The organism is Pseudomonas sp. Snoq117.2 (assembly GCF_900110545.1).
GTDB lineage: Bacteria > Pseudomonadota > Gammaproteobacteria > Pseudomonadales > Pseudomonadaceae > Chryseomonas > Chryseomonas benzopyrenica.
Genome location: NZ_FOED01000018.1, coordinates 15,154 through 34,062, shown reverse-complemented (window position 1 = coordinate 34,062; position 18,909 = coordinate 15,154). Strand labels below are relative to the sequence as shown.

12 protein-coding genes and 1 pseudogene are annotated in these 18,909 nt (G+C 67.8%); 5 read left to right on the top strand and 8 right to left on the bottom strand.

The genetic code is table 11. The annotated features are described in order from the left end of the window. Positions 1-55: 55 nt before the first annotated feature. From BMZ43_RS23690 to BMZ43_RS23655, 8 genes are all read right to left on the bottom strand, one after another. On the bottom strand, positions 56-580 hold the full coding sequence (locus BMZ43_RS23690) for a GNAT family N-acetyltransferase (protein WP_093257234.1): 525 nt from the start codon (positions 578-580) through the stop codon (positions 56-58). Between the two features lie 163 nt (positions 581-743). Continuing rightward, positions 744-1,895: a pyrroloquinoline quinone biosynthesis protein PqqE gene (pqqE, locus tag BMZ43_RS23685; protein WP_093257229.1), complete on the bottom strand. Its 1,152-nt coding sequence runs from the start codon at positions 1,893-1,895 to the stop codon at positions 744-746. Positions 1,896-1,917: 22 nt separating this feature from the next. Further along, positions 1,918-2,193: a pyrroloquinoline quinone biosynthesis peptide chaperone PqqD gene (gene pqqD, locus BMZ43_RS23680; RefSeq protein WP_093257225.1), complete on the bottom strand. Its 276-nt coding sequence runs from the start codon at positions 2,191-2,193 to the stop codon at positions 1,918-1,920. Continuing rightward, a complete protein-coding gene (gene pqqC, locus BMZ43_RS23675) occupies positions 2,190-2,939 on the bottom strand; it encodes a pyrroloquinoline-quinone synthase PqqC (RefSeq protein WP_059316953.1) in 750 nt (249 codons plus the stop codon). The genes pqqD and pqqC overlap by 4 nt, the downstream gene beginning before the upstream one ends. Positions 2,940-2,944: 5 nt before the next feature. Beyond that, positions 2,945-3,856 (bottom strand): pyrroloquinoline quinone biosynthesis protein PqqB, encoded by a 912-nt coding sequence (pqqB, locus tag BMZ43_RS23670; protein WP_093257221.1) that lies wholly within the window; start codon positions 3,854-3,856, stop codon positions 2,945-2,947. A gap of 55 nt (positions 3,857-3,911) precedes the next feature. Continuing rightward, positions 3,912-3,983 carry a pyrroloquinoline quinone precursor peptide PqqA gene (pqqA, locus tag BMZ43_RS23665; RefSeq protein ID WP_003243383.1) on the bottom strand — a complete coding sequence of 24 codons (72 nt, stop codon included), beginning with the start codon at positions 3,981-3,983 and terminating at the stop codon, positions 3,912-3,914. Between the two features lie 183 nt (positions 3,984-4,166). After that, positions 4,167-6,557 (bottom strand): pyrroloquinoline quinone biosynthesis protein PqqF, encoded by a 2,391-nt coding sequence (pqqF, locus tag BMZ43_RS23660; RefSeq protein WP_093257217.1) that lies wholly within the window; start codon positions 6,555-6,557, stop codon positions 4,167-4,169. Positions 6,558-6,872: 315 nt separating this feature from the next. After that, complete coding sequence (locus tag BMZ43_RS23655) at positions 6,873-9,305, bottom strand: glucose/quinate/shikimate family membrane-bound PQQ-dependent dehydrogenase (protein ID WP_093257213.1); 2,433 nt, start codon at positions 9,303-9,305, stop codon at positions 6,873-6,875. A gap of 333 nt (positions 9,306-9,638) precedes the next feature. On the opposite strand from BMZ43_RS23655, the gene BMZ43_RS23650 reads away from it, so the two are divergent. The 5 genes and pseudogenes from BMZ43_RS23650 (at position 9,639) to BMZ43_RS23635 (ending at position 18,793) form a co-directional block, all read left to right on the top strand. Next, complete coding sequence (locus tag BMZ43_RS23650) at positions 9,639-10,580, top strand: AEC family transporter (protein ID WP_064308433.1); 942 nt, start codon at positions 9,639-9,641, stop codon at positions 10,578-10,580. Positions 10,581-10,762: 182 nt separating this feature from the next. Then, positions 10,763-11,797 (top strand): annotated as a pseudogene (locus tag BMZ43_RS27540) (cache domain-containing protein); the annotation flags it as partial. Positions 11,798-11,890: 93 nt separating this feature from the next. Further along, positions 11,891-12,655 carry a methyl-accepting chemotaxis protein gene (locus BMZ43_RS27535; protein ID WP_371100587.1) on the top strand — a complete coding sequence of 255 codons (765 nt, stop codon included), beginning with the start codon at positions 11,891-11,893 and terminating at the stop codon, positions 12,653-12,655. 343 nt (positions 12,656-12,998) lie between these two features. Then, positions 12,999-17,855, top strand: coding sequence for a PAS domain S-box protein (locus BMZ43_RS23640; RefSeq protein ID WP_093257205.1), 4,857 nt, complete (start codon positions 12,999-13,001; stop codon positions 17,853-17,855). Continuing rightward, on the top strand, positions 17,852-18,793 hold the full coding sequence (locus BMZ43_RS23635; RefSeq protein WP_017639997.1) for a diguanylate cyclase domain-containing protein: 942 nt from the start codon (positions 17,852-17,854) through the stop codon (positions 18,791-18,793). Before BMZ43_RS23640 ends, BMZ43_RS23635 begins: the two co-directional genes overlap by 4 nt. The last annotated feature ends 116 nt before the right edge of the window (positions 18,794-18,909 follow it).

The window sequence follows — 18,909 nt, the reverse complement described above, 5'->3', positions numbered from 1 at the left end:
TGGGCTAGGCCATGTTAAGGCGAAAGCGAAATACTTGCATTTAGATTTGCAGGTTTTACGAGTGGTCGCTGTCCGGGGTATCGAGGGTGCGCTGCATCAGGCAGGCGCCGGCGCCATAGCCGGCCAGTTTGGCCTCGAGTGCGGCGTCGGCCGGGACCGGATGATAGTGATGGCGCTGCCAGTAGCCGATGGCGTTGGACAGCGATACCAGCCGCCCCTGGCGCAAGCGGGCGCGCCGGGCCTGGCCCTTGGCGTGGCGATAGAGCCGCCCGGCCACACCTTGGCCCTGGGCGGCGGGATGTACGGCGCAGTCGTGCAGGAACCAGGTCGAGGCCGCGCCCGGCAGCTGCTCCAGGCGGGTGCCCAGCACCGGTGGCAGGCCGTCGTCCCAGGGATAGGCGATCAGATAGCCCTGCAGCCGCGCCTCGGCGTCCAGGGCCGCCCAGCAGTGTTCCGGGGCGAGTTCCAGGCGATTGGCGTAGAAGGCGTGGTCTTCGAGCAGGTCGGCGGGATAGTTGGCCGCCTGGATGGCGAGGACGGCCGGGATGTCGGCAGGGCGCAGCGGGCGTATCGAAGGCATGACGAGGCGGGGGAAAAGGTCCGGCCGGGCAGTATGGTCACTGCCCGGCCGGGAGGCAAACGCCTCGGAGCCGTGGGTGGTGAGTCCCGTCGCTAGCCTGCGCCTTGGCGCGGGGGCCTGGATTCCAGCGGCGACCTTGGCGTGCCTGGCGCCGCCGCCGTCCCTAGGCCTTGGCGATCAGCCGCGAATTGCGCTCGTTCCTGAAGTGCAGGTCTTCGATCCGCTGGGTCGCGGTCTCGGCTTCCTGGCGGGCGGCGAGGATGAGGTCGTGGTGCGGGGACTTGGCGCAGACCGGATCGGCGTTGCGCGCATCGCCGGTGAGCATGAAGGCCTGGCAGCGGCAGCCGCCATAGTCCTTTTCCTTCTCGTCGCAGGAGCGGCAGGGCTCGGGCATCCAGTCGTAGCCGCGGTAGACGTTGAAGCCGAAGGAGTCGTACCAGATGTGTCTGAGGTCCTGCTCCTTCACGTTGGGGAAGGCGATGGGCATCTGCCGGGCGCCGTGGCAGGGCAGGGCGGTGCCGTCCGGCGTGATGGTGAGAAACAGCTTGCCCCAGCCGTCCATGCAGGCCTTGGGGCGCTCTTCGTAGTAGTCCGGGGTAACGAAGATCAGCTTGCAGGGATGGTTCTCGGCCTTGAGGCGCGCGCGGTATTCATTGGTGATGCCTTCGGCGCGCTCCAGTTGGGCCTTGGTCGGCAACAGACCGGCGCGATTGCGCTCGGCCCAGCCATAGAACTGGCAGGTGGCGAGTTCGACGAAGTCGGCTTCCAGCGCCAGGCAGAGGTCGATGATCTGGTCGATGCGATCGATGTTGTGCCTGTGGGTGACGAAGTTGAGCACCATCGGGTAGCCATGGGCCTTGACCGCCTTGGCCATGGCCAGCTTCTGGGCGAAGGCCTTCTTCGAGCCGGCCAGCAGGTTGTTCACCTGTTCGTCGCTGGCCTGGAAGCTGATCTGGATATGGTCCAGGCCGGCCTCCTTGAATTCAGCGATGCGCGCCTCGGTGAGGCCGATGCCGGAGGTGATGAGGTTGGTGTAGTAGCCCAGCCGGCGCGCCTCGCGGATCAGCTCGGCGAGGTCCTGGCGCACCAGGGGTTCGCCCCCGGAGAAGCCGATCTGGGCGGCGCCCATCTCCCGTGCCTCGGCCATCACCTTGAACCACTGTTCGGTGGTCAGCTCGCGGCCCTGGGTGGCAAAGTCCAGAGGGTTGGAGCAATAGGGGCACTGCAGTGGGCAGCGATAGGTGACCTCGGCCAGCAGCCACAACGGCAGGCCGACATTCGGCTTGGTTATGACCGGCGGCTGCGGGAGTTGCATGGGCACTCCAGGCAGCGACGTATCAGCCGAGCAGGAGCCAGTGCTCTGCACGGGCGACCTCCATGAATTGCTCGACGTCCGCACCCAGTTCAGGCACGCCGGGGAAGCGTTCGTCGAGGGCTTCGATGATGGCCGTCACGTCACGCTGGCCGTCGATCAGCCCGCCGATGGCGGCGGCGCTGTCGTTTAGCTTGATCATGCCCTCGGGATAGAGCAGCACATGGGCGTCCTGCGCCGGCTCGAACTGGAAGCGGTAGCCGGGACGCCAGCGCGGCACCTGGGTGCGGTCGAAGCTCATAGGTCGATTCCTCGGTGCCAGCGGCGCTCGCTGGTGACGCTGTGATAGGGCGGGCGGTGCAGTTCGTAGGCCATGCTCATGGCGTCGAGCATGCTCCAGAGGATGTCCAGCTTGAACTGCAGGATCTCCAGCATGCGCTGCTGGGATTCCCAGGTGGTGTAGTGCTGCAGAGTGATCTGCAGGCCGTGTTCGACGTCGCGGCGGGCCTGACCCAGGCGGGTACGGAAGTACTCGTAGCCGGCCGGATCGATCCAGGGGTAGTGGGTCGGCCAGGCGTCCAGCCGCGACTGGTGGATCTGCGGCGCGAACAGCTCGGTCAGGGAGCTGCTGGCGGCTTCCTGCCAGGAGGCGCGACGGGCGAAGTTGACGTAGGCATCCACCGCGAAGCGTACCCCGGGCAGCACCAGTTCCTGGGAGAGCACCTGCTCGCGATCCAGGCCGGTGGCCTCGGCCAGGCGCAGCCAGGCCTCGATGCCGCCTTCGCTGCCGGGCTCGCCGTCGTGGTCGAGGATGCGCTGCACCCACTCCCGGCGGATCTCGCGGTCCGGGCAGTTGGCCAGGATGGCGGCGTCCTTGAGCGGTATGTTGACCTGGTAGTAGAAGCGATTGGCTACCCAGCCCTGGATCTGCTCGCGACTGGCGCGACCCTGGTACATGGCCACGTGATAGGGGTGGTGGATATGGTAGAGGTCGCCCTTGGCGCGCAGGGCGGCTTCGAATTCGGCGGGCGTGAGGGCGTTGGGCATGGCGTTCACAACTCGATGGACATCCCGTCCCAGGCGACTTCCACGCCCTGGCGCGCGACGATGGCGCGCTCGGGGGAGTCTTCGTCCAGGATCGGATTGGTGTTGTTGATGTGGATCAGCACCTTGCGCTGGCGCTCGAAGCCGGCCAGCACCTCCAGCATGCCGCCGGGACCGCTCTGCGGCAGGTGGCCCATCTCGGTGCCGGTACGGGTGCCCACGCCGCGACGCTGCATCTCGTCGTCGGTCCAGAGGGTGCCGTCCACCAGCAGGCAATCGGCCTGGCCCATCAGCTCCAGCAGGGCCGCGTCCGGCTGACCGAGGCCCGGGGCATAGAACAGTTTGCCGCCGGTGTGTCTGTCATGGACCAGCAGCCCCAGGTTGTCGCCCGGGTGCGGATCGTGGCGATGGGGCGAATACGGCGGCGCGGCGCTGCGCAGCGGGAAGGGCGTGAATTCCAGGTTCGGGCAGGCCGGGATGGTGAAGCTGCCGCTCAGGGCGATGGGCTGCCAGCTGAGCCCGCCGTTCCAGTGCTGGAGCATGTTGAACAGCGGAAAGCCGGTGGTGAGGTCCTGGTGGACCATGTCGGTGCACCACACCTCATGGGGGCAGCCCTCGCGCAGGCTGAGCAGCCCGGTGGTATGGTCGATCTGGCTGTCCAGCAGGACGATGGCGCGGATACCGGTGTCGCGCAGCGCCCGCGCCGGCTGCAACGGGGCGAAGCTGGCGAGCTGGGCGCGGATGTCGGGCGAGGCGTTGCACAGGATCCAGTTCACCCCGTCGTCGGACAGGGCGATGGAAGACTGGGTGCGGGCCTGGGCCCTGAGGGTGCCCTTGCGGAAGCCGTCGCAATTGGGGCAATTGCAGTTCCACTGGGGAAAGCCGCCGCCGGCGGCGGAGCCGAGAATCTGGATATGCATGGGAAAGGTCGAACCTGAAAAAAGTACGCCCCGGCGGACCGGGGCGTGGGGCGCATCAACGGTTGGCGAAGTACATGGTGACTTCGAAGCCGATGCGCAGGTCAGTGTAGGCAGGCTTGGTCCACATGGGAGGTCTCCTCTTTGACTGCGAAAGCCGGATGGATCCGGTCGCTGAGTTTAACAAATGTTACCTAGCTAAGGGTTTTTGCCGCGACGAATCGCCGGCGGTCCGGCGGACATAACTGTCTTACCGATCCTGCAACAGATTGACCGCCAGCAGCGGCCCACGCTCCCGGGAAAGTGTTGAAAGCTATGACATCCAGCCAGATGGCGTGGCGGCATTGGCCAGGACGAAGCGCGGCGCCTCGGCGGCGGTGAGCTGCTGCCAGGCCTGCTGCAGGGCCTTGTCGTCCAGGGCGGCCAGGGCTGCTTGCAAGGGCGCGAGATCCAGCGCACCGCTGCGCTGGAAGCCCCACCAGAGGCGCTCGGCCAGAGCGGCGCGTTGAGTGGTGGCGGGGCTGAAGTCGCGTACCAGCTGGCGGATGTTCTGCGCCAGCGTCGCGGACTCGGCCTGTATGGCGGCCAGGCTGTCAGCCAAACCGCTCTCGATTTCCGCCAGGATCTCCGCCGCCCGAGCATGGGGCGACTGGACACCGATCAAGAGGCCGCTCTGATCGCCCAGCTGGCGATAGGCGGAAAACACCGCATAGCCCAGTTGCCGCTCGCTACGCAGGCGCTGGAACAGCGGTCCCTGCAGGCGCGCCGCCAGCAGCCGCCAGGCGGCTTCGGTGGTGGGGCGCGCATCGGGTTGCGGACAGAACAGCAGCAACGCTTGCTGGGCGTCGGCGCTGGGTTCGGGGTGCCAGTGGCGACCGGTGAAGCTGTGCGACTCGCCCAGCGGCCCTGCCTGGGGCCGAGGCGGCGGGGTGACGGCGGCCAGGGATGCCTGCGTCGCCTTGGGCAGGCCGCAGGCCAGGGCTTGCCAGCGCGGTCCGCCTTCACTGACGGTTAAAGCCATGCCGTTCGGCAGTCGCTCGGGCAGGACCTTGAGCAACTGGCGGATCAGCATGGGTTCGGGTGGTACCACCGATGCCGGTCCGATGTTATCCAGCTCTGCCACCAGCCTGTCGAGCACCTGCTCCAGCACCGCCGGCAGCGCCGCGGCCCAGCCCTGCAGCCGCAATTCCCAGGGTGCCCCAGGTGGACTCCAACGTAGGCTCACGCCCGCCTCGGCGGCCAGCCGCGGTAACGCGCCCAGCACCTGGGCGTCAGGCGCGACCGGTACCGGCCCCGGCCACCGCCAGCCCAGGAACAGCAGGCCTTCGCGCTGCTGGGGCGCGAGGGCGGGGCTGATTGGCCAGGGTTGCGTAGCCAGAGTACCTGGAGTGCCTGGGTCAGCGAGCAGCGGATTGGGCGGGGGCAGGGCAAAGGTGGTGGCCACGGGGGCCGGCACGCTCGGTGGATTGGCCAAGCCAGCGGCGAAGCCAGTGAGCCGTTCCGGCAGCAGCTGGGCGAGTAGCCGTGGCCAGGCCGCCTGGGCGGCAGCCGAGAGGACCGGTTGTGGCCAGGTGTTTCCCTGCCGATCCAGCCAGAGGCGTTCGCCCAGGCGCCGCACCCGCGCCAGGGCGGGCAGGGTGGCCCATTGGCGTTGGACGCGTTCGGCATGGCCCTGCTGCAAGGCAGCCAGGGGCGTCTGGCGCAGGGCAGCCAGCCAGGTGAACAGGGCGCCGGTCAGATCGTTGGGGCTGGCCTGGGCCCCGGGCGAGAGATCCAGCCGGAACAGGCCCTGGCGTGCCTGGCGATAGGGCCAGGCGAGGCTCAGGCGTTCGGCCAAGCCCGCCTGGCGCAGGGTCACGGGCAGACCGCCGGGATGGTCGCCCAGCAGCAGGGCTTCCAGCAGCTCCACCGCTTCCCAGCTGCCAGGCGGCAGGTCGTCGAGGGCGAATTGCAGGGCCAGCATTGGCGGCGAGGCGCTGCTGGTCTGCCAGTGTTCGCCTGTGGCCGGGAGTGATCGAGGCATTGCGTTGCTGGGTGCAGGACCGGAGGGCAGCAGGGCACCGTGCTCGCGGGCAAGCTCTGCCAGTTCGGCCAGCGATTGCGGCCCGGCCAGCACCAGCAGGGCGTTCTCCGCGCAGTACTGCTGGCGCTGGAAGTCGCGCAGCGCCCTCTGGAAGGCAGGGCTTTGCAGCGGCAGGCTGTATCGGTTGCCGGCATGGAAGCCGGCGGCTGGATGGTCCGTGGGCAATCCGGCTGCCAGGGCCAGGTCGCGGCGGGTATCGGCGCTGCGCGACCAGGCGATGAATTCGGCGTGCAACACCTCGCGCTCGCGGCGCTGGGCGTCCGCTGCCAGCAGCGGTGCGGCGAGCATGTCCAGCAGGCGAGCGAGGCCGGCGGCCAGGTGTTCGGGCGCCAGGGCGAAGAAGAAGTCGGTGGTGGTCTCGCGGGTGCTGGCGTTGAGTTCGCCGCCTAGACGCTGCACCAGCGGCATCAGGCCGTCCGCCGCCGGATAGCGGCGGCTGCCGAGAAAGAACAGGTGTTCGAGAAAGTGCGCCAGCCCCGGATAGGCCCGCGGCGCCTGGTGACTGCCGGCGCCGATGCGCACCAGGGCAGCGGCCTGGGGCAGCTCGGGATCGTGCAGCAGGGCGACGGCCAGGCCGTTGGCCAGGCGCAGGCGGCGGTGGTGGGGCGGGGAGCTGGGCATGGGGGTAGCTTAACCGAGTCGGGTGGACGGGATGGAGCGGGGTTTGCCCTCACCCCAGCCCTCTCCCAGGGGGAGAGGGAGCGTTCGAGGCACGGTCTTGACCCGGTAGCGTGGAGAACAGCGCAGCCTTTTCCGCCGAGCCTTAGGTGCCAGGGGGCTCTTTTCATAGAAAGAAAAACCCAGGCGAAAAAAATCCCGGCCAGGCCGGGATTTCGGGGTGGGGCGAGGGGGGTTCCAACAGGATGTCAAAGTGCTCGAAGCATCCTCGCCCCGGACCCTCTCCCGGAAGAGAGGGGAGTTCGGGCGCGGGCGCCCTTACTTCTTCTCGGGCAGGGCGAAGGCCATCACGTAGTCACCCTGCTTGGTGCCCAGCGAGCCATGGCCGCCGGCGTAGACCAGCACGTACTGGCGACCGTCCTTGCCGGTGTAGGTCATGGGGGTGGTCTGGCCACCGGCCGGCAGGCGGCCTTTCCACAGTTCCTTACCGTTCTTCACGTCATAGGCGCGCAGGTACTGGTCCAGGGTGCCGCTCAGGAAGGCCACGCCACCGGCGGTGGTGACGGTGCCGCCCAGGCTGGGCACGCCCATGGGCAGGGGCAGCGGAACCGGCGAGTTGTCGCGCACGGTGCCGTTCTTGTGCTTGTAGACCAGCTTGCCGGTGGTCAGGTCGAGACCCGCCACGTAGCCCCAGGCAGGTGCCTGGCAGGGCAGGCCCAGGGGCGACAGGAAGGCCGACAGGATCACGCCATAGGGCGCGCCCTTGTTGGGCTGGATGCCCTCGGTCTCGCTCTTGCGCGCCGGCTGATTGGCGATCTCTTCACGGGGGACCAGCTTGGAGGTGAAGGCCATGTAGCTGGGGTTGAGGAAGGCGATCTGGCGCACCGGATCGACCGAGATACCACCCCAGTCGAACACGCCGAAGTTACCCGGATAGACGATCGAACCTTGGGTGGACGGCGGGGTGTAGATGCCCTCGTAGCGGTGCTCGCGGAAGGCGATGCGGCACAGCGCCTGGTCGAAGGGCGTACCGCCCCACATGTCGCTTTCCTTGAGGGTCGGCGCCGCCAGGTTGATCGAGGAGACCGGCTGGGTCGGCGAGGTGCGATCACCTTCCACCGCGCCCTGGGGCACCGGGGTTTCGGTGATCGGGTAGATGGGCTGACCATTGGTGCGGTCCAGCACATAGATGCTGCCCTGCTTAGTCGAGGCCATCAGTGCGGGTTTCACGCCGCCTGCGGTCTTGATGTCCACCAGGGTCGGCTGACCGCCGACGTCCATGTCCCAGAGGTCATGGTGGGTGAACTGATAGTTCCAGCGCACCTTGCCGGTGGCGATGTCGAGGGCGACCACGCCGGCGCTGTACTTCTCGGACGCCGGGGTACGGTTGCCGCCCCACTGGTCGGGCATCTGGTTGCCCATGGGCAGATAGACCATGCCGACCTTCTCGTCGACCGCCATCATCGACCACATGTTGGGCGAGTTGCGGGTATAGATGCCGTCAGCGGCGATGGGCGCGGTGGCGTCCGGATTGCCGCTGTCCCAGTTCCACACCAGCTTGCCAGTGTGCACGTCGTAGGCGCGGATCACACCGGACGGCTCATCGGTGGAGACGTTGTCGGTGACGTGGCCACCGATGATCACCAGGTTGCGGGTCACCGCCGGCGGCGAGGTGGAGTAGTAGCCGCCGGGCGTGAAGCTGCCCATGTTGGCGGTCAGATCGACCTGGCCGTTATCGCCGAAGTCGCTGCACACCTTGCCGGTGTCGGCGTTGATGGCGATCAGGCGGGTGTCGGCGGTGGGCAGGAACAGGCGCCGCGGGCAACTGCTGGCGGCCGGGGTGCTCTGCTCATCGACCGGGATGGCACTACCGGTGGCCGGGCTCTGGCCCGCGGTGGTGGTGCCAGCGTAGGTGGCGTCGTCGTGATAGGCCACGCCGCGGCAGGTCATGTGCGCCCAGCCCTTGAAGCTGTCGGCGTGCTGGGTGCTCAGCTTGGGATCGAAGCGCCAGATTTCCTTGCCGCTGTCGGGGTCCACGGCGATCACCTGGCTGTGCGGCGTGCAGACATAGAGCATGCCGTTGACCTTGAGCGGGGTGTTTTCCGCGGTGGTCTCCTGGGGATCGTTCGGGCCGGGGATGTCGCCGGTACGGAAGGTCCAGACGGGCTCCAGATTCTTCACGTTGTTGACGTCGATCTGCTTGAGCGGCGAGTAGCGATCACCGAAGGCGGTGCGGCCATAGGACGGCCAGTCGCCATCGGCGGCGGTCGGGGCGGCGCTTTCGGTGCCGGCGGTGTCGCGGCCCAGGTCACCGTCCAGACGGTTGTAGTTGACGAACTGGGCGACCAGGGCGACGACCGCCGCGATCACCAGCGAACCGACCAGTGGCAGGCCGCCGCTACGGCTGTCCAGCGGACGGCGGAACACCGGGATCAGCAGGACCAGGCCAAGGACGAACCAGAGCGCCAGGCGCGGCACCAGTTGCCACCAGTCGAACTGGACTTCCAATACAGCCCAGGCGGTGGAGACCACCAGGAAGAAGGCATAGACCCAGACCCCGCTGGCCCGCCGGATGCACAGCAGGTAACCGCTCAGGGCGAGCAGCACGCCGCCGCCGAGGTAGTACAGGGAGCCCCCGAGGGTGGCCAGTTTGATGCCCAGCCCCAAGAGGCCCAGGCCCAGGAGCATGAACAGGATGCCGAGTAACCTGGCAGGCAGGCCTCCCGGTCTCGCGTTGGAAGTGACAGTCATGGCAGCGCTCGCAATGCAATCGTGAAAAGAGACTTCGACTCGATCGACGACATCGCAAATCGGAACCGCATGCGGATCTGTCGTCTGCTACGTCTGAACCTGTTGTCTGTCTTATTGTTCCACCCCTTCGCCGGCTTCCTTGGCAGGAGGCTAGAGCGGTCGCGCTGAGGCGAAGCGAGGGATGGATCGGGGGCGTCGTCTGAATCGGGCGGGTAGATAGTAAGCTAAGCATTGATTGATGTCACTTCGCGATGACGGAAGGAAGGGACCCGTGGCGCGCCGTGCCTGCTACCATCGCGAGCCGTTTCCGCGATGCCTTCTGCCATGTCCGACGTGCTTGCCCTGGTCCAGGCGACCTTCGACGTCACCGCCCCGGTCTTCGCCCTGGTGCTGCTCGGCTGTGTGCTCAAGCGGCTGAACTGGATCGATACCGCCTTCATCAATACCTCGTCCGCCCTGGTGTTTCGCGCCACCATGCCGACCCTGCTGTTTCTCGGCATCCTCAAGGCCGACCTCGGCGAAGCCCTGCAACCGCTGCTGCTGGGCTACTTCGCCCTGGCCACGGTGGTGAGCTTTCTCGCTGCCTGGGGCTGGGCGATCTGGCGCTGCCCTCATGCCGATCGCGGGGTCTACGTGCAAGGCGCCTTCCGCGGCAACTGCGGCATCGTCGGCCTGGCCCTCGCGGCCACCCAGTACGGCGACTACGGTCTGTCGGTGGGCGGGATCATGGCCGGCATGGTCATCCTCTTCTACAACGTGCTCTCGACCATCGTGCTGGCGCTCTACAGTCCGCAGCTGGAGGCCAACTGGCGCACCCTGCTGCGCAGCATCCTCGGCAACCCGCTGATCATCGGCATCCTGGTGGCGATTCCCTTCGCCTATTTCCAGTGGCAGCTGCCACGCTGGCTGGACACCTCGGCGCGCTATTTCGCCGGGCTCACCCTGCCGCTGGCGCTGATGTGCATCGGCGCCACCCTGTCGCTGGCCTCGCTGCGCGAAAGCAGTGGCTTGGCGGTGGGTGCCAGCTTGTGGAAGATCGTCTGGATTCCGCTGCTGGGCGTGCTGGGCGCCCTGGCGCTGGGCATCCAGGGGCCGGCGCTGGGCATTCTCTTCCTCTACCTGGGCTGCCCGACGGCCGCCTCGAGTTTCGTCATGGCCCGCGCCGCCGGCAGCAATGCCCAGCTGGCGGCCACCATCGTGGTGCTCAGTACCCTGGGCGGGATGCTGACCACCAATCTGGGCCTGCTGCTACTGAAAGGATTCAGCCTGCTGTAGGGCGCGCTGGCCGGGCATCGGCGTTGTGAGAGCGTTTATCGGCTGGTGCCAGCTAAAAGTCAGATTTTACCGTAATAGTGCGCTCTCGACCGTCCCAGGTCGGTTTGCCCTCCAGATAATTATCGCAATCAGCATGTGCGAGGAGCGCGGCTGGCCTTTCCTAAGCCTTTCGCGTGGTATCCATGAAACGCTCGCTCCAATTCAGCCACAAGATCCTGCTGGCGGCCGCCCTGGTGGTGACCATCGCCCTGGCCGGTTTCGCCAGTTTCAACGCCTATCTGCAGCGCCAGGCCATCACCCAGAGCCTAGAAGCCTCCCTGGGCGAGATCGGCCGCATCACCGCCGGCAACATCGCCTACTGGCTGGATGCGCGGGTCAAGCTGATCGACAGCCAGGCCCAGGCGCTCAGCCGTGACAGCAGCCCGGCCAATGTCGCAGGCCTGCTCGAACAGAAGCTCTACACGAGCAACTTCGATTCCACCTACCTGGGTGAGGTCGACGGCACCTTTACCGACCGCCCCCATACCCCCATGGAGGCCGGCTACGACGCTCGCCAGCGCGACTGGTACAAGGCCGCGGTCAGCGCCGGTGGCCCCATCCTCACCGAGCCCTATCTCACCGCACCGCCGCAGAGCTTCCTGTGCATCACCATTGCCGCGCCGGTCCTGCAGAACGGCAAGCTGATCGGCGTGGTGGCCGGTGACCTGGTGATGGACAGCCTGATGAAGATGATCACCTCGCTGGACGCCGGTGGCCTGGGCGAGGCCTTCCTAGTGGACGGCGACGGCAAGATCCTGGTCAGCAGCCACGCTGACCAGGTGCTGAAATCCCTCAAGGACGTCTTCCCCGAGCAGACCCCGAGCCTGGCCCCGGGCTTCCACCACGTCCTGCAGGGCGGCAGCGAGCGGCTGGTGAGCTTTACCCCGGTCGCGGGCCTGCCCTCGGTCAAGTGGTACCTGGCGCTGTCCATCGACCAGGCCAAGGCCTATGCCCCGGTGACCCAGGCGCGTAACCTGGCCATCGTCGCCACCTTGGTGGCGGTGATCGCCATCATCCTACTGCTAGGTCTGCTGATTCGCGTGCTGCTGCGCCCGTTGCACGACCTGACCCGCGCCATGGACGACATCGCCGAAGGCGAGGGCGATCTGACCCTCCGGTTGCCGGTGCAGTCCCGCGACGAATTCGGCGCCCTGGCCGAGGCCTTCAACAAGTTCGTGGCGCGGATCCATACCTCGATCCGCGATGTGGCCCAGACCACTGGCGAGCTGAATCAGAGTACCCGCCGGGTGCTGGAGGCCTCGCAGTCGTCCATGCAACAGTCCGATATCCAGGCCCAGCGCACCACCAGCGTGGCCGCGGCGATCAACGAGTTGGGCGCCGCCGCCCAGGAGATCGCCCGCAACGCCGCCCACGCCTCGGGCGAGGCCAGCACGGCCCGCGCCCAGGGCGAGGAGGGGCGCGAGGTGCTCGACGAAGCCCTGCACGCCATGCAGGCGCTGTCGAGCAAAATCGGCACCAGTTGCGAACACATCGAAGCCCTCAACGGCAAGACCGCCAACATCGGCCAGATCCTCGAAGTCATCCGCGGCATCTCCGAGCAGACCAACCTGCTGGCGCTCAACGCCGCCATCGAGGCGGCGCGGGCTGGTGAAGCCGGACGTGGCTTCGCCGTGGTGGCCGACGAGGTGCGCTCCCTGGCCAGCCGCACCCAGAGTTCGGCGCAGCAGATCCAGCAGATGATCGAAGAGCTGCAGACCGGCTCGCGCGACGCCGTGGCCCTGATGCAGGAAAGCCAGCGGCAGAGCGCCCACAGCATGCAGGTGGCCAAGAGCGCCGGTGAACGCCTGGGCAGCGTGACCGAGCGCATCGGCGAGATCGACGGCCAGAATCAGTCCGTCGCAACGGCGACCGAGGAACAGACCTCGGTGGTGGAGACCTTGAACATGGACATCAGCGAGATCAACCTGCTGAACCAGCAGGGCGTCGACAACCTTCAGGCCACTCTGGCGGCCTGCACCGCCCTGGAAGCCGAGGCCGGTCGCCTGCAGCGACTGGTGGGCGGCTTCCGCATCTAGCCCTCGCGGCAACCCTCGAAAGGGAGAGCTGACCTCAGGTTGGCTCTCCCTTTTTGTTGTCCAGCAGGTCAGCAACGCGCGCGTGAACGCCGTGGTCCGCCTGCCATTCGTCAGAAAAAGTAAAACTAATTAGCGCGCGAACTCGCTCTGGTCTGCTGTTTTTAGCGCCTTCGCCGCTGGGGTCCAGCCAGGCCGGCGATCTATGGCATCAAGAAAGTCTTTTTTCCCGCCGATGGGCTAAGCGTTACCGCCAGGTCTGCTAGCGGCCCGCGTCCAGCACGGCGCCGGCCCGGCCTGGCACCGCCTAACCTACGGCGTGGCACCCTTTGCCACCAGGGGCTTCATGTTCAGCAGGCTGTGCAAATCCTCTCGCGTACGCTGGAGTCTCGGCGTCTTTCTGTTCGGCGTCCTGCTGACCAGCCTGACCATGCGCCATCTGACCGAGCGTAACGAGCGACAGGTACAGACGGCCCTCAACGCGGCGGCGACCGACGTGCGCGAGCAGATCGCCGAGCGGCTGCGGGTTTATGAGTACAGCCTGAGCGGCATGCGTGACGTCATCGTGGTGGCCGGCGCGGGGCTGTCGCGGGAACTGCTGGAGCACTACGGTCGTACCCACGACCTGAACCAGGAGTTTCGCGGGGCCCGTGGCATAGGCTTCATCCGCCGGGTTCCCGTCGGCGAGGAAGAGCGCTTCGTCCACGAAGCGCGCGCCGATGGCTGGCCGGACTTCGCCATTCGCAGTTTCGCGCCCCATGGCGGCGACAGGTTCGTCGTCCAGTACGTCGAGCCGGTGGCGCTCAACCAGCGTGCCGTCGGCATGGATGCGGCGTCTGAGCCGGTACGCCGCGAGACGGCGGTGCTGGCCATGCAGCGGGGTAGCATGCACCTGTCGGGGCCTGTGGAGTTGCAGGCCTATCAACCGCCCGAGCGCGGCTTGCTGCTGATGCTGCCCATCTACCGTGACGGCCTGCTGCCCAAGGACCTGGCACGCCGCGAGGCCGCTACCCTTGGCTGGTCCTATGTGCCCCTGAGCATCGAGGAACTGTTCGGCAGCCTGCGCCTGGATATCCCGGGTCTGCTGATCCGCTTGACCGACGTGACCGAGCCGGCGCGGCCCACGCTGTTCTATACCCGCGGCGATACCCGGGAGCCGGTCGCCGAGGGACTCTCGGAAGTGAGCGCCACCCGTGATGTCTATGGGCGGCGCTGGCAGATGGCGTTTACCGCCACCCCGGCCTTCATCGCCGGCCTCAACCTGGTCTCGATACCCCTGGTGCATCTGGTCGGCAAGCTGGTCAGCCTGCTGGCCGCCGGCCTGACCTTCGCGCTGTTCACCACCCGCCAGCGGCGCCGCCAGTACCAGCAGGATCAGGCCAACCTCACCGCGGTGGTGGAAAGCTCCTCCGACGGCATCATCAGCAAGGACCTCCAGGGCGTGGTGCTGAGCTGGAACCACGCCGCGGAAGAGCTGTTCGGCTACCGTGCCAGCGAAGCCGTGGGCCAGCGCCTGCTCGATCTGGTGGTGCCCACGGAGCTTGAGCACGAGGAGTGGTCGGTGCTCGCGCGCATCGGCCGCGGCGAGCCGGTGCCGCACTTCGAGACCCGTCGTCAGCACCGCGACGGTCACCTGATCGACGTCCTCGTCAGCGTCTCGCCCATGCGCGGTCGTGACGGCCGGGTGGTCGGCGCTTCCAAGACGGTGCGCGACATCTCGCTGCAAAAGGCCGCCCAGGCTGAGATCCTGGCCCTCAATGCCCGACTGGAAGAGCAAGTGGCCCAGCGCACCGCCGAACTCAGCCAGACCAACCGCCTGCTCGGCGACGTGCTGCGCGCGGCCTCCGAGGTGGGCATCATCGCCACCGACCGCGCCGGTCGCATCACCCTGTTCAACGAAGGCGCCGAGCGGCTGCTCGGCTATCGCGCCGCCGAGGTGGTGGGACTCTGGCAGGCCAGCGACTTCCATCTGCCGGACGAGCTGGCGACCCGGGGTGCGGCCCTGGAAGCCGAGTACGGCCTGCCGGTCGCCGGTTTCCGGGTGCTGGTGGAGCGCTCCGAGCGCGCCGGTGCCGACGCCCGGGAGTGGACCTTTGTCCGCCGCGACGGCGAACACCGCGACGTCAGCCTGGTGGTGACCACCATGCGCGATGCCGCCGGCCAGATCAGCGGCTACCTGGGCATCGCCTCGGACGTCACCGAACGCAAGGCCGCCGAACAGGAGCTGGCCGCCAGCCTGGCCCTGACCCGGGCGATCCTGGATACCGCGGTCAGTCCCATCGTTACCGTGGACAGCCATGGCCTGGTGCGCTCCTTCAACCCGGCCGGCGAACGCATCTTCGGCTATCGCGCCGACGAGGTGGTCGGCCAACCCATCCGCCGCCTGATCCCCGGCTATCTGGCCGGCTACGAGGCGCTGTTCAGCTGTCCGCAGGAAATCCCCGACGACCAGGCCGGTCCGCAGGGGCAGGAGATGGAAGGCCGTCGCGCGGACGGCAGCGTCTTCCCCATGACCCTGAGCCTGGGGGTGATGTGGACCGACGGCGAGCGCCTGGCGGTGGCCATCATCGCCGACATCACCGAGCAGAGCCGCCAGCGCCAGGCGCTGCTGCAGGCCCGCGACCAGTTGACCATGGCCGCCGACGTCGCCCAGCTGGGCATCTGGTGCTGGCAGCCCGATACCGGCCAGGTGCAGTGTAACGAGCGGATGTTCGAGCTCTACGAATGGACCGAGGCCCAGCGCGCCAACGGTATCACTTACAACGACTGGCGCGACCGCGTGCACGCCGACGACCTGGTCAGCGCCGAAGAGCGCCTGGGCGTCGCCATGGCTGGCCGCGCGGTGTTCGATCCGGTGTTCCGGGTGCGTCGTCAGGACGGCTCGCTGCGGCACATCATCGCCGGTGCCCGCACCGAGCGCGATCCGCGCGGGCGCGTGCTGCGGGTGGTGGGCATCAACCGCGACATCACCGAACAGCTGGAACTGGAGAACCGGTTGCGCGAGGAACGCACCCGCGCCGACCTGGCCAGCCAGGCCAAATCGTCCTTCCTGGCCAACATGAGCCACGAGATCCGCACGCCGATGAATGCCGTGCTGGGCATGCTGCAGTTGCTGCAGCGCACCACGCTGAACGCTCGTCAGGACGACTACCTGACCAAGGCCCAGCAGGCGGCACGCTCGCTGCTGGGGCTGCTCAACGACGTGCTGGACTATTCCAAGATCGAGGCGGGCAAGCTGCAGCTGGATGTGCACCCCTTCAGCCTGGAGCAGGTGCTGCGCAACCTGGGCGTGGTGCTCTCCGGCAACAGCGGCGAGAAGAACGTCGAGATCAACTATCACCTCGACGCCGGGTTGCCCACCGCCCTGATCGGCGACAGCCTGCGGCTGCAACAGATCCTCATCAACCTGGCCGGCAACGCCCTCAAGTTCACCGAGGCGGGGCAGGTACTGGTCAGCGTGCGCCAGCTGTCCCGCGTGGACGGCCAGCTGCGCCTGGAATTCTCGGTGCAGGACACCGGCATCGGCATCAGCCCGGCCCAGCAGGAGCAGCTGTTCCAGGGCTTCACCCAGGCCGAGGCTTCGATCAGCCGGCGCTTTGGCGGCACCGGGCTGGGTCTGGCCATCTGCAAGCGCCTGGTGGAGCTGATGGATGGCCAGTTGCAGGTGGAAAGCGAGTTGGGGGTGGGCAGCCGCTTCTGGTTCGATGCCACCCTGGCGGTGGACAGCCAGGGCGAGGCCCAGCTGGCGCCGGTCCGCCGCCGGGTGCTGCTGGCCGACGACAACATCCTGGTCGGCGAGGTGCTGGTGGAGACCCTGGCGGCCCTCGGCTGGCAGGTGGATCTGGTTACCAGCGGCGCCGCCGCCCTGGCGCAGGTCGCCCAGGCCCAACAGCAGGCGCAGCCCTATGAGGCGGTGCTCATGGACTGGCGCATGCCCGACGGCGATGGCCTGGCCACGGCCCGGCAACTGCGCGAGCACCAGCAGGCCAGTCGACCCAAGGTCATCATGCTCACCGGCTTCGGCCGCGACTTCCTCACCGAAACCCAGCAGAGCGCCGACGCTCCCTTCGATGACTACCTGACCAAGCCGGTGACCCCGGCGCAGATCGTCGAGGTGGTGGAGCGCGCCCTGGGCGCCGAGATCCCGGCTGGCGTGCACGCCGCCGCGGTGGTCGACGAAAGTCGTCGCCTGGCCGGGCTGCGCCTGCTGGTGGTGGAAGACAATGCCCTCAACCGTCAGGTGGCCGCCGAACTGCTGCTGGCCCAGGGCGCCCAGGTGGAGCTGGCGGAGGGCGGGCTGGAGGGCGTCGAGCGGGTGCTCTCCGGCGCGCCGCTGGACGTGGTCATCATGGACATGCAGATGCCTGACATCGATGGTCTGGAAGCCACCCGGCGCATCCGCGCCGACGGTCGCTTCCGCACCCTGCCGATCCTGGCCATGACCGCCAATGCCTCCCATACCGACCGCGACGCCTGCCTCGCCGCCGGCATGGACGACCATATCGGCAAGCCCATCGACCTGGAATTGCTGGTCGCCCGCCTGCAGCGCCTGACCGGGCAGGAGGTGAACGCCGCGCCCACGGCCGCGCCGGTCGCCGAGGATCGCCAGGTGGAACCCCTGAGCATCGTCCTGCGTCGCTTCGGTGGTGATGCCCGGCTGTTCGGCTCGCTGCTGGAACGCTTCGCCGAGGACTCCGCCGGTCTGCTGGAAGCCCTCGCCCGGGCCTGGCATGCCGCCGACAGCGAAGCCGCGATCGCCGTACTACACTCCCTCAAGGGCAGCGCCGGCACCATGGGTGCCCAGCGCCTGGCCGCGCGCGCCGCCGAGGGCGAACGCGCCGGCAAGGCCGGAACGGGCGTGCCCACGGAGGTGGCGATGGAAGTGGCGACTCTGCGACAGCTGCTCGACGAGGCCCTGGCCGAGTTGCGCGGCGCCCTGGCCGACATCCTGCCGCTGCCGGTGCGTACCGACGCGGACACCGACCCTGACACTGACACCCAGGTCGACTGGCCCGCCCGGCTGGACGAACTCGAACAGCTGCTCAGCCAGGGCAACCTCGACGCCCTGGACCTGGTCGCCGAGCTGCCGGTGCACTGCCGCGCCGAGGCCCAGGTGCGCTACGACCTCTTGCGCGCCCAGGTCGAGACCCTCGACTTCGCCGCGGCGCTCACCACCCTGCCGGATCTGAAGGAAGCCCTATGACACCGCCGACCGCCGAGGCCGCCGGGCGGCGCAGCAAGCCCAAGCTGCTGATCGTCGACGACCAACCGCTGAACATCCGCATCCTTCACGAGCTCTTTCGCCAGGACTGCGAGACCCTGATGGCCACCAGCGGCGCCCAGGCCTTGCAGTTGGCCCTGGCCCAGCAGCCGGACCTGATCCTGCTCGACGTGATGATGCCCCAGCTCGACGGCCACGAGGTCTTGCGCCGGCTGCAGGCCGATCCGGCCACCGCCGCCATCCCGGTGATCTTCGTCACCGGCCAGGAGGGCCCGGACGAAGAGGTGACCGGTCTGGAGCTGGGCGCGGTGGACTTCATCAGCAAGCCGATCAATCCGGTCATCGTCCGCGCCCGGGTGCGCACCCAGCTGACCCTCAAGGCGCAACGTGACGCCCTGCGCAGCATCGCCCTGGTCGATGGCCTCACCGGCGTCGCCAACCGGCGTCAGTTCGACGAGGCGCTGCTTCGCGGCTGGCGCCAGAGCCAGCGAGAAGGCACGCCGTTTTCGCTGATCCTCATGGATATCGATCACTTCAAGGCCTACAACGACCACTATGGCCACCTGGCCGGCGACCAGTGCCTGCGTCAGGTCGCCCAGGCGCTGGGCCAGGGCCTGTTCCGCCCCTACGACCTGCTGGCGCGCTACGGCGGCGAGGAATTCGGCTGCCTGCTGCCGGGCACCGATCTGGAGGGGGCCAGCCAGGTCGCCGAGCGGCTGCTGCAGCAGGTCCGCGACCAGCGTCTGACCCACGGCTATTCCTCGGTGACCGGCTACGTCACCCTGAGCCTGGGCGTGGCCACCGCGCTGCCGCCCACCGCCGTCGATCCGGCCGCCCTGATCACCGCCGCCGATGCGCAGCTCTATGCGGCCAAGCACCAGGGCCGCGCGCAGGTCTGCGCCGCCGAACTGGCCGGCTAGGAAGATGGGTTGAACAGCGCCCGCCCGGGTAATGCCGGGTAACAGAGGTCCGGGCTTTCTTCGCTGTCCAGGCTGGGCGGCGAGGCGGCAGACTGTCAGACTGCGGGCAGGGATTC

Excerpts from the sequence above, each read along its gene's own strand:
- pqqC (WP_059316953.1), bottom strand. The coding sequence starts at position 2,939 with ATGCCCAACGCCCTCACGCCCGCCGAATTCGAAGCCGCCCTGCGCGCC.
- BMZ43_RS23635 (WP_017639997.1), top strand. The coding sequence starts at position 17,852 with ATGACACCGCCGACCGCCGAGGCCGCCGGGCGGCGCAGCAAGCCCAAG.
- BMZ43_RS27535 (WP_371100587.1), top strand. The coding sequence starts at position 11,891 with ATGCAACAGTCCGATATCCAGGCCCAGCGCACCACCAGCGTGGCCGCG.
- BMZ43_RS23690 (WP_093257234.1), bottom strand. The coding sequence starts at position 580 with ATGCCTTCGATACGCCCGCTGCGCCCTGCCGACATCCCGGCCGTCCTC.
- pqqB (WP_093257221.1), bottom strand. The coding sequence starts at position 3,856 with ATGCATATCCAGATTCTCGGCTCCGCCGCCGGCGGCGGCTTTCCCCAG.
- BMZ43_RS23640 (WP_093257205.1), top strand. The coding sequence starts at position 12,999 with ATGTTCAGCAGGCTGTGCAAATCCTCTCGCGTACGCTGGAGTCTCGGC.
- BMZ43_RS23655 (WP_093257213.1), bottom strand. The coding sequence starts at position 9,305 with ATGACTGTCACTTCCAACGCGAGACCGGGAGGCCTGCCTGCCAGGTTA.
- pqqF (WP_093257217.1), bottom strand. The coding sequence starts at position 6,557 with ATGCCCAGCTCCCCGCCCCACCACCGCCGCCTGCGCCTGGCCAACGGC.
- pqqD (WP_093257225.1), bottom strand. The coding sequence starts at position 2,193 with ATGAGCTTCGACCGCACCCAGGTGCCGCGCTGGCGTCCCGGCTACCGC.
- pqqE (WP_093257229.1), bottom strand. The coding sequence starts at position 1,895 with ATGCAACTCCCGCAGCCGCCGGTCATAACCAAGCCGAATGTCGGCCTG.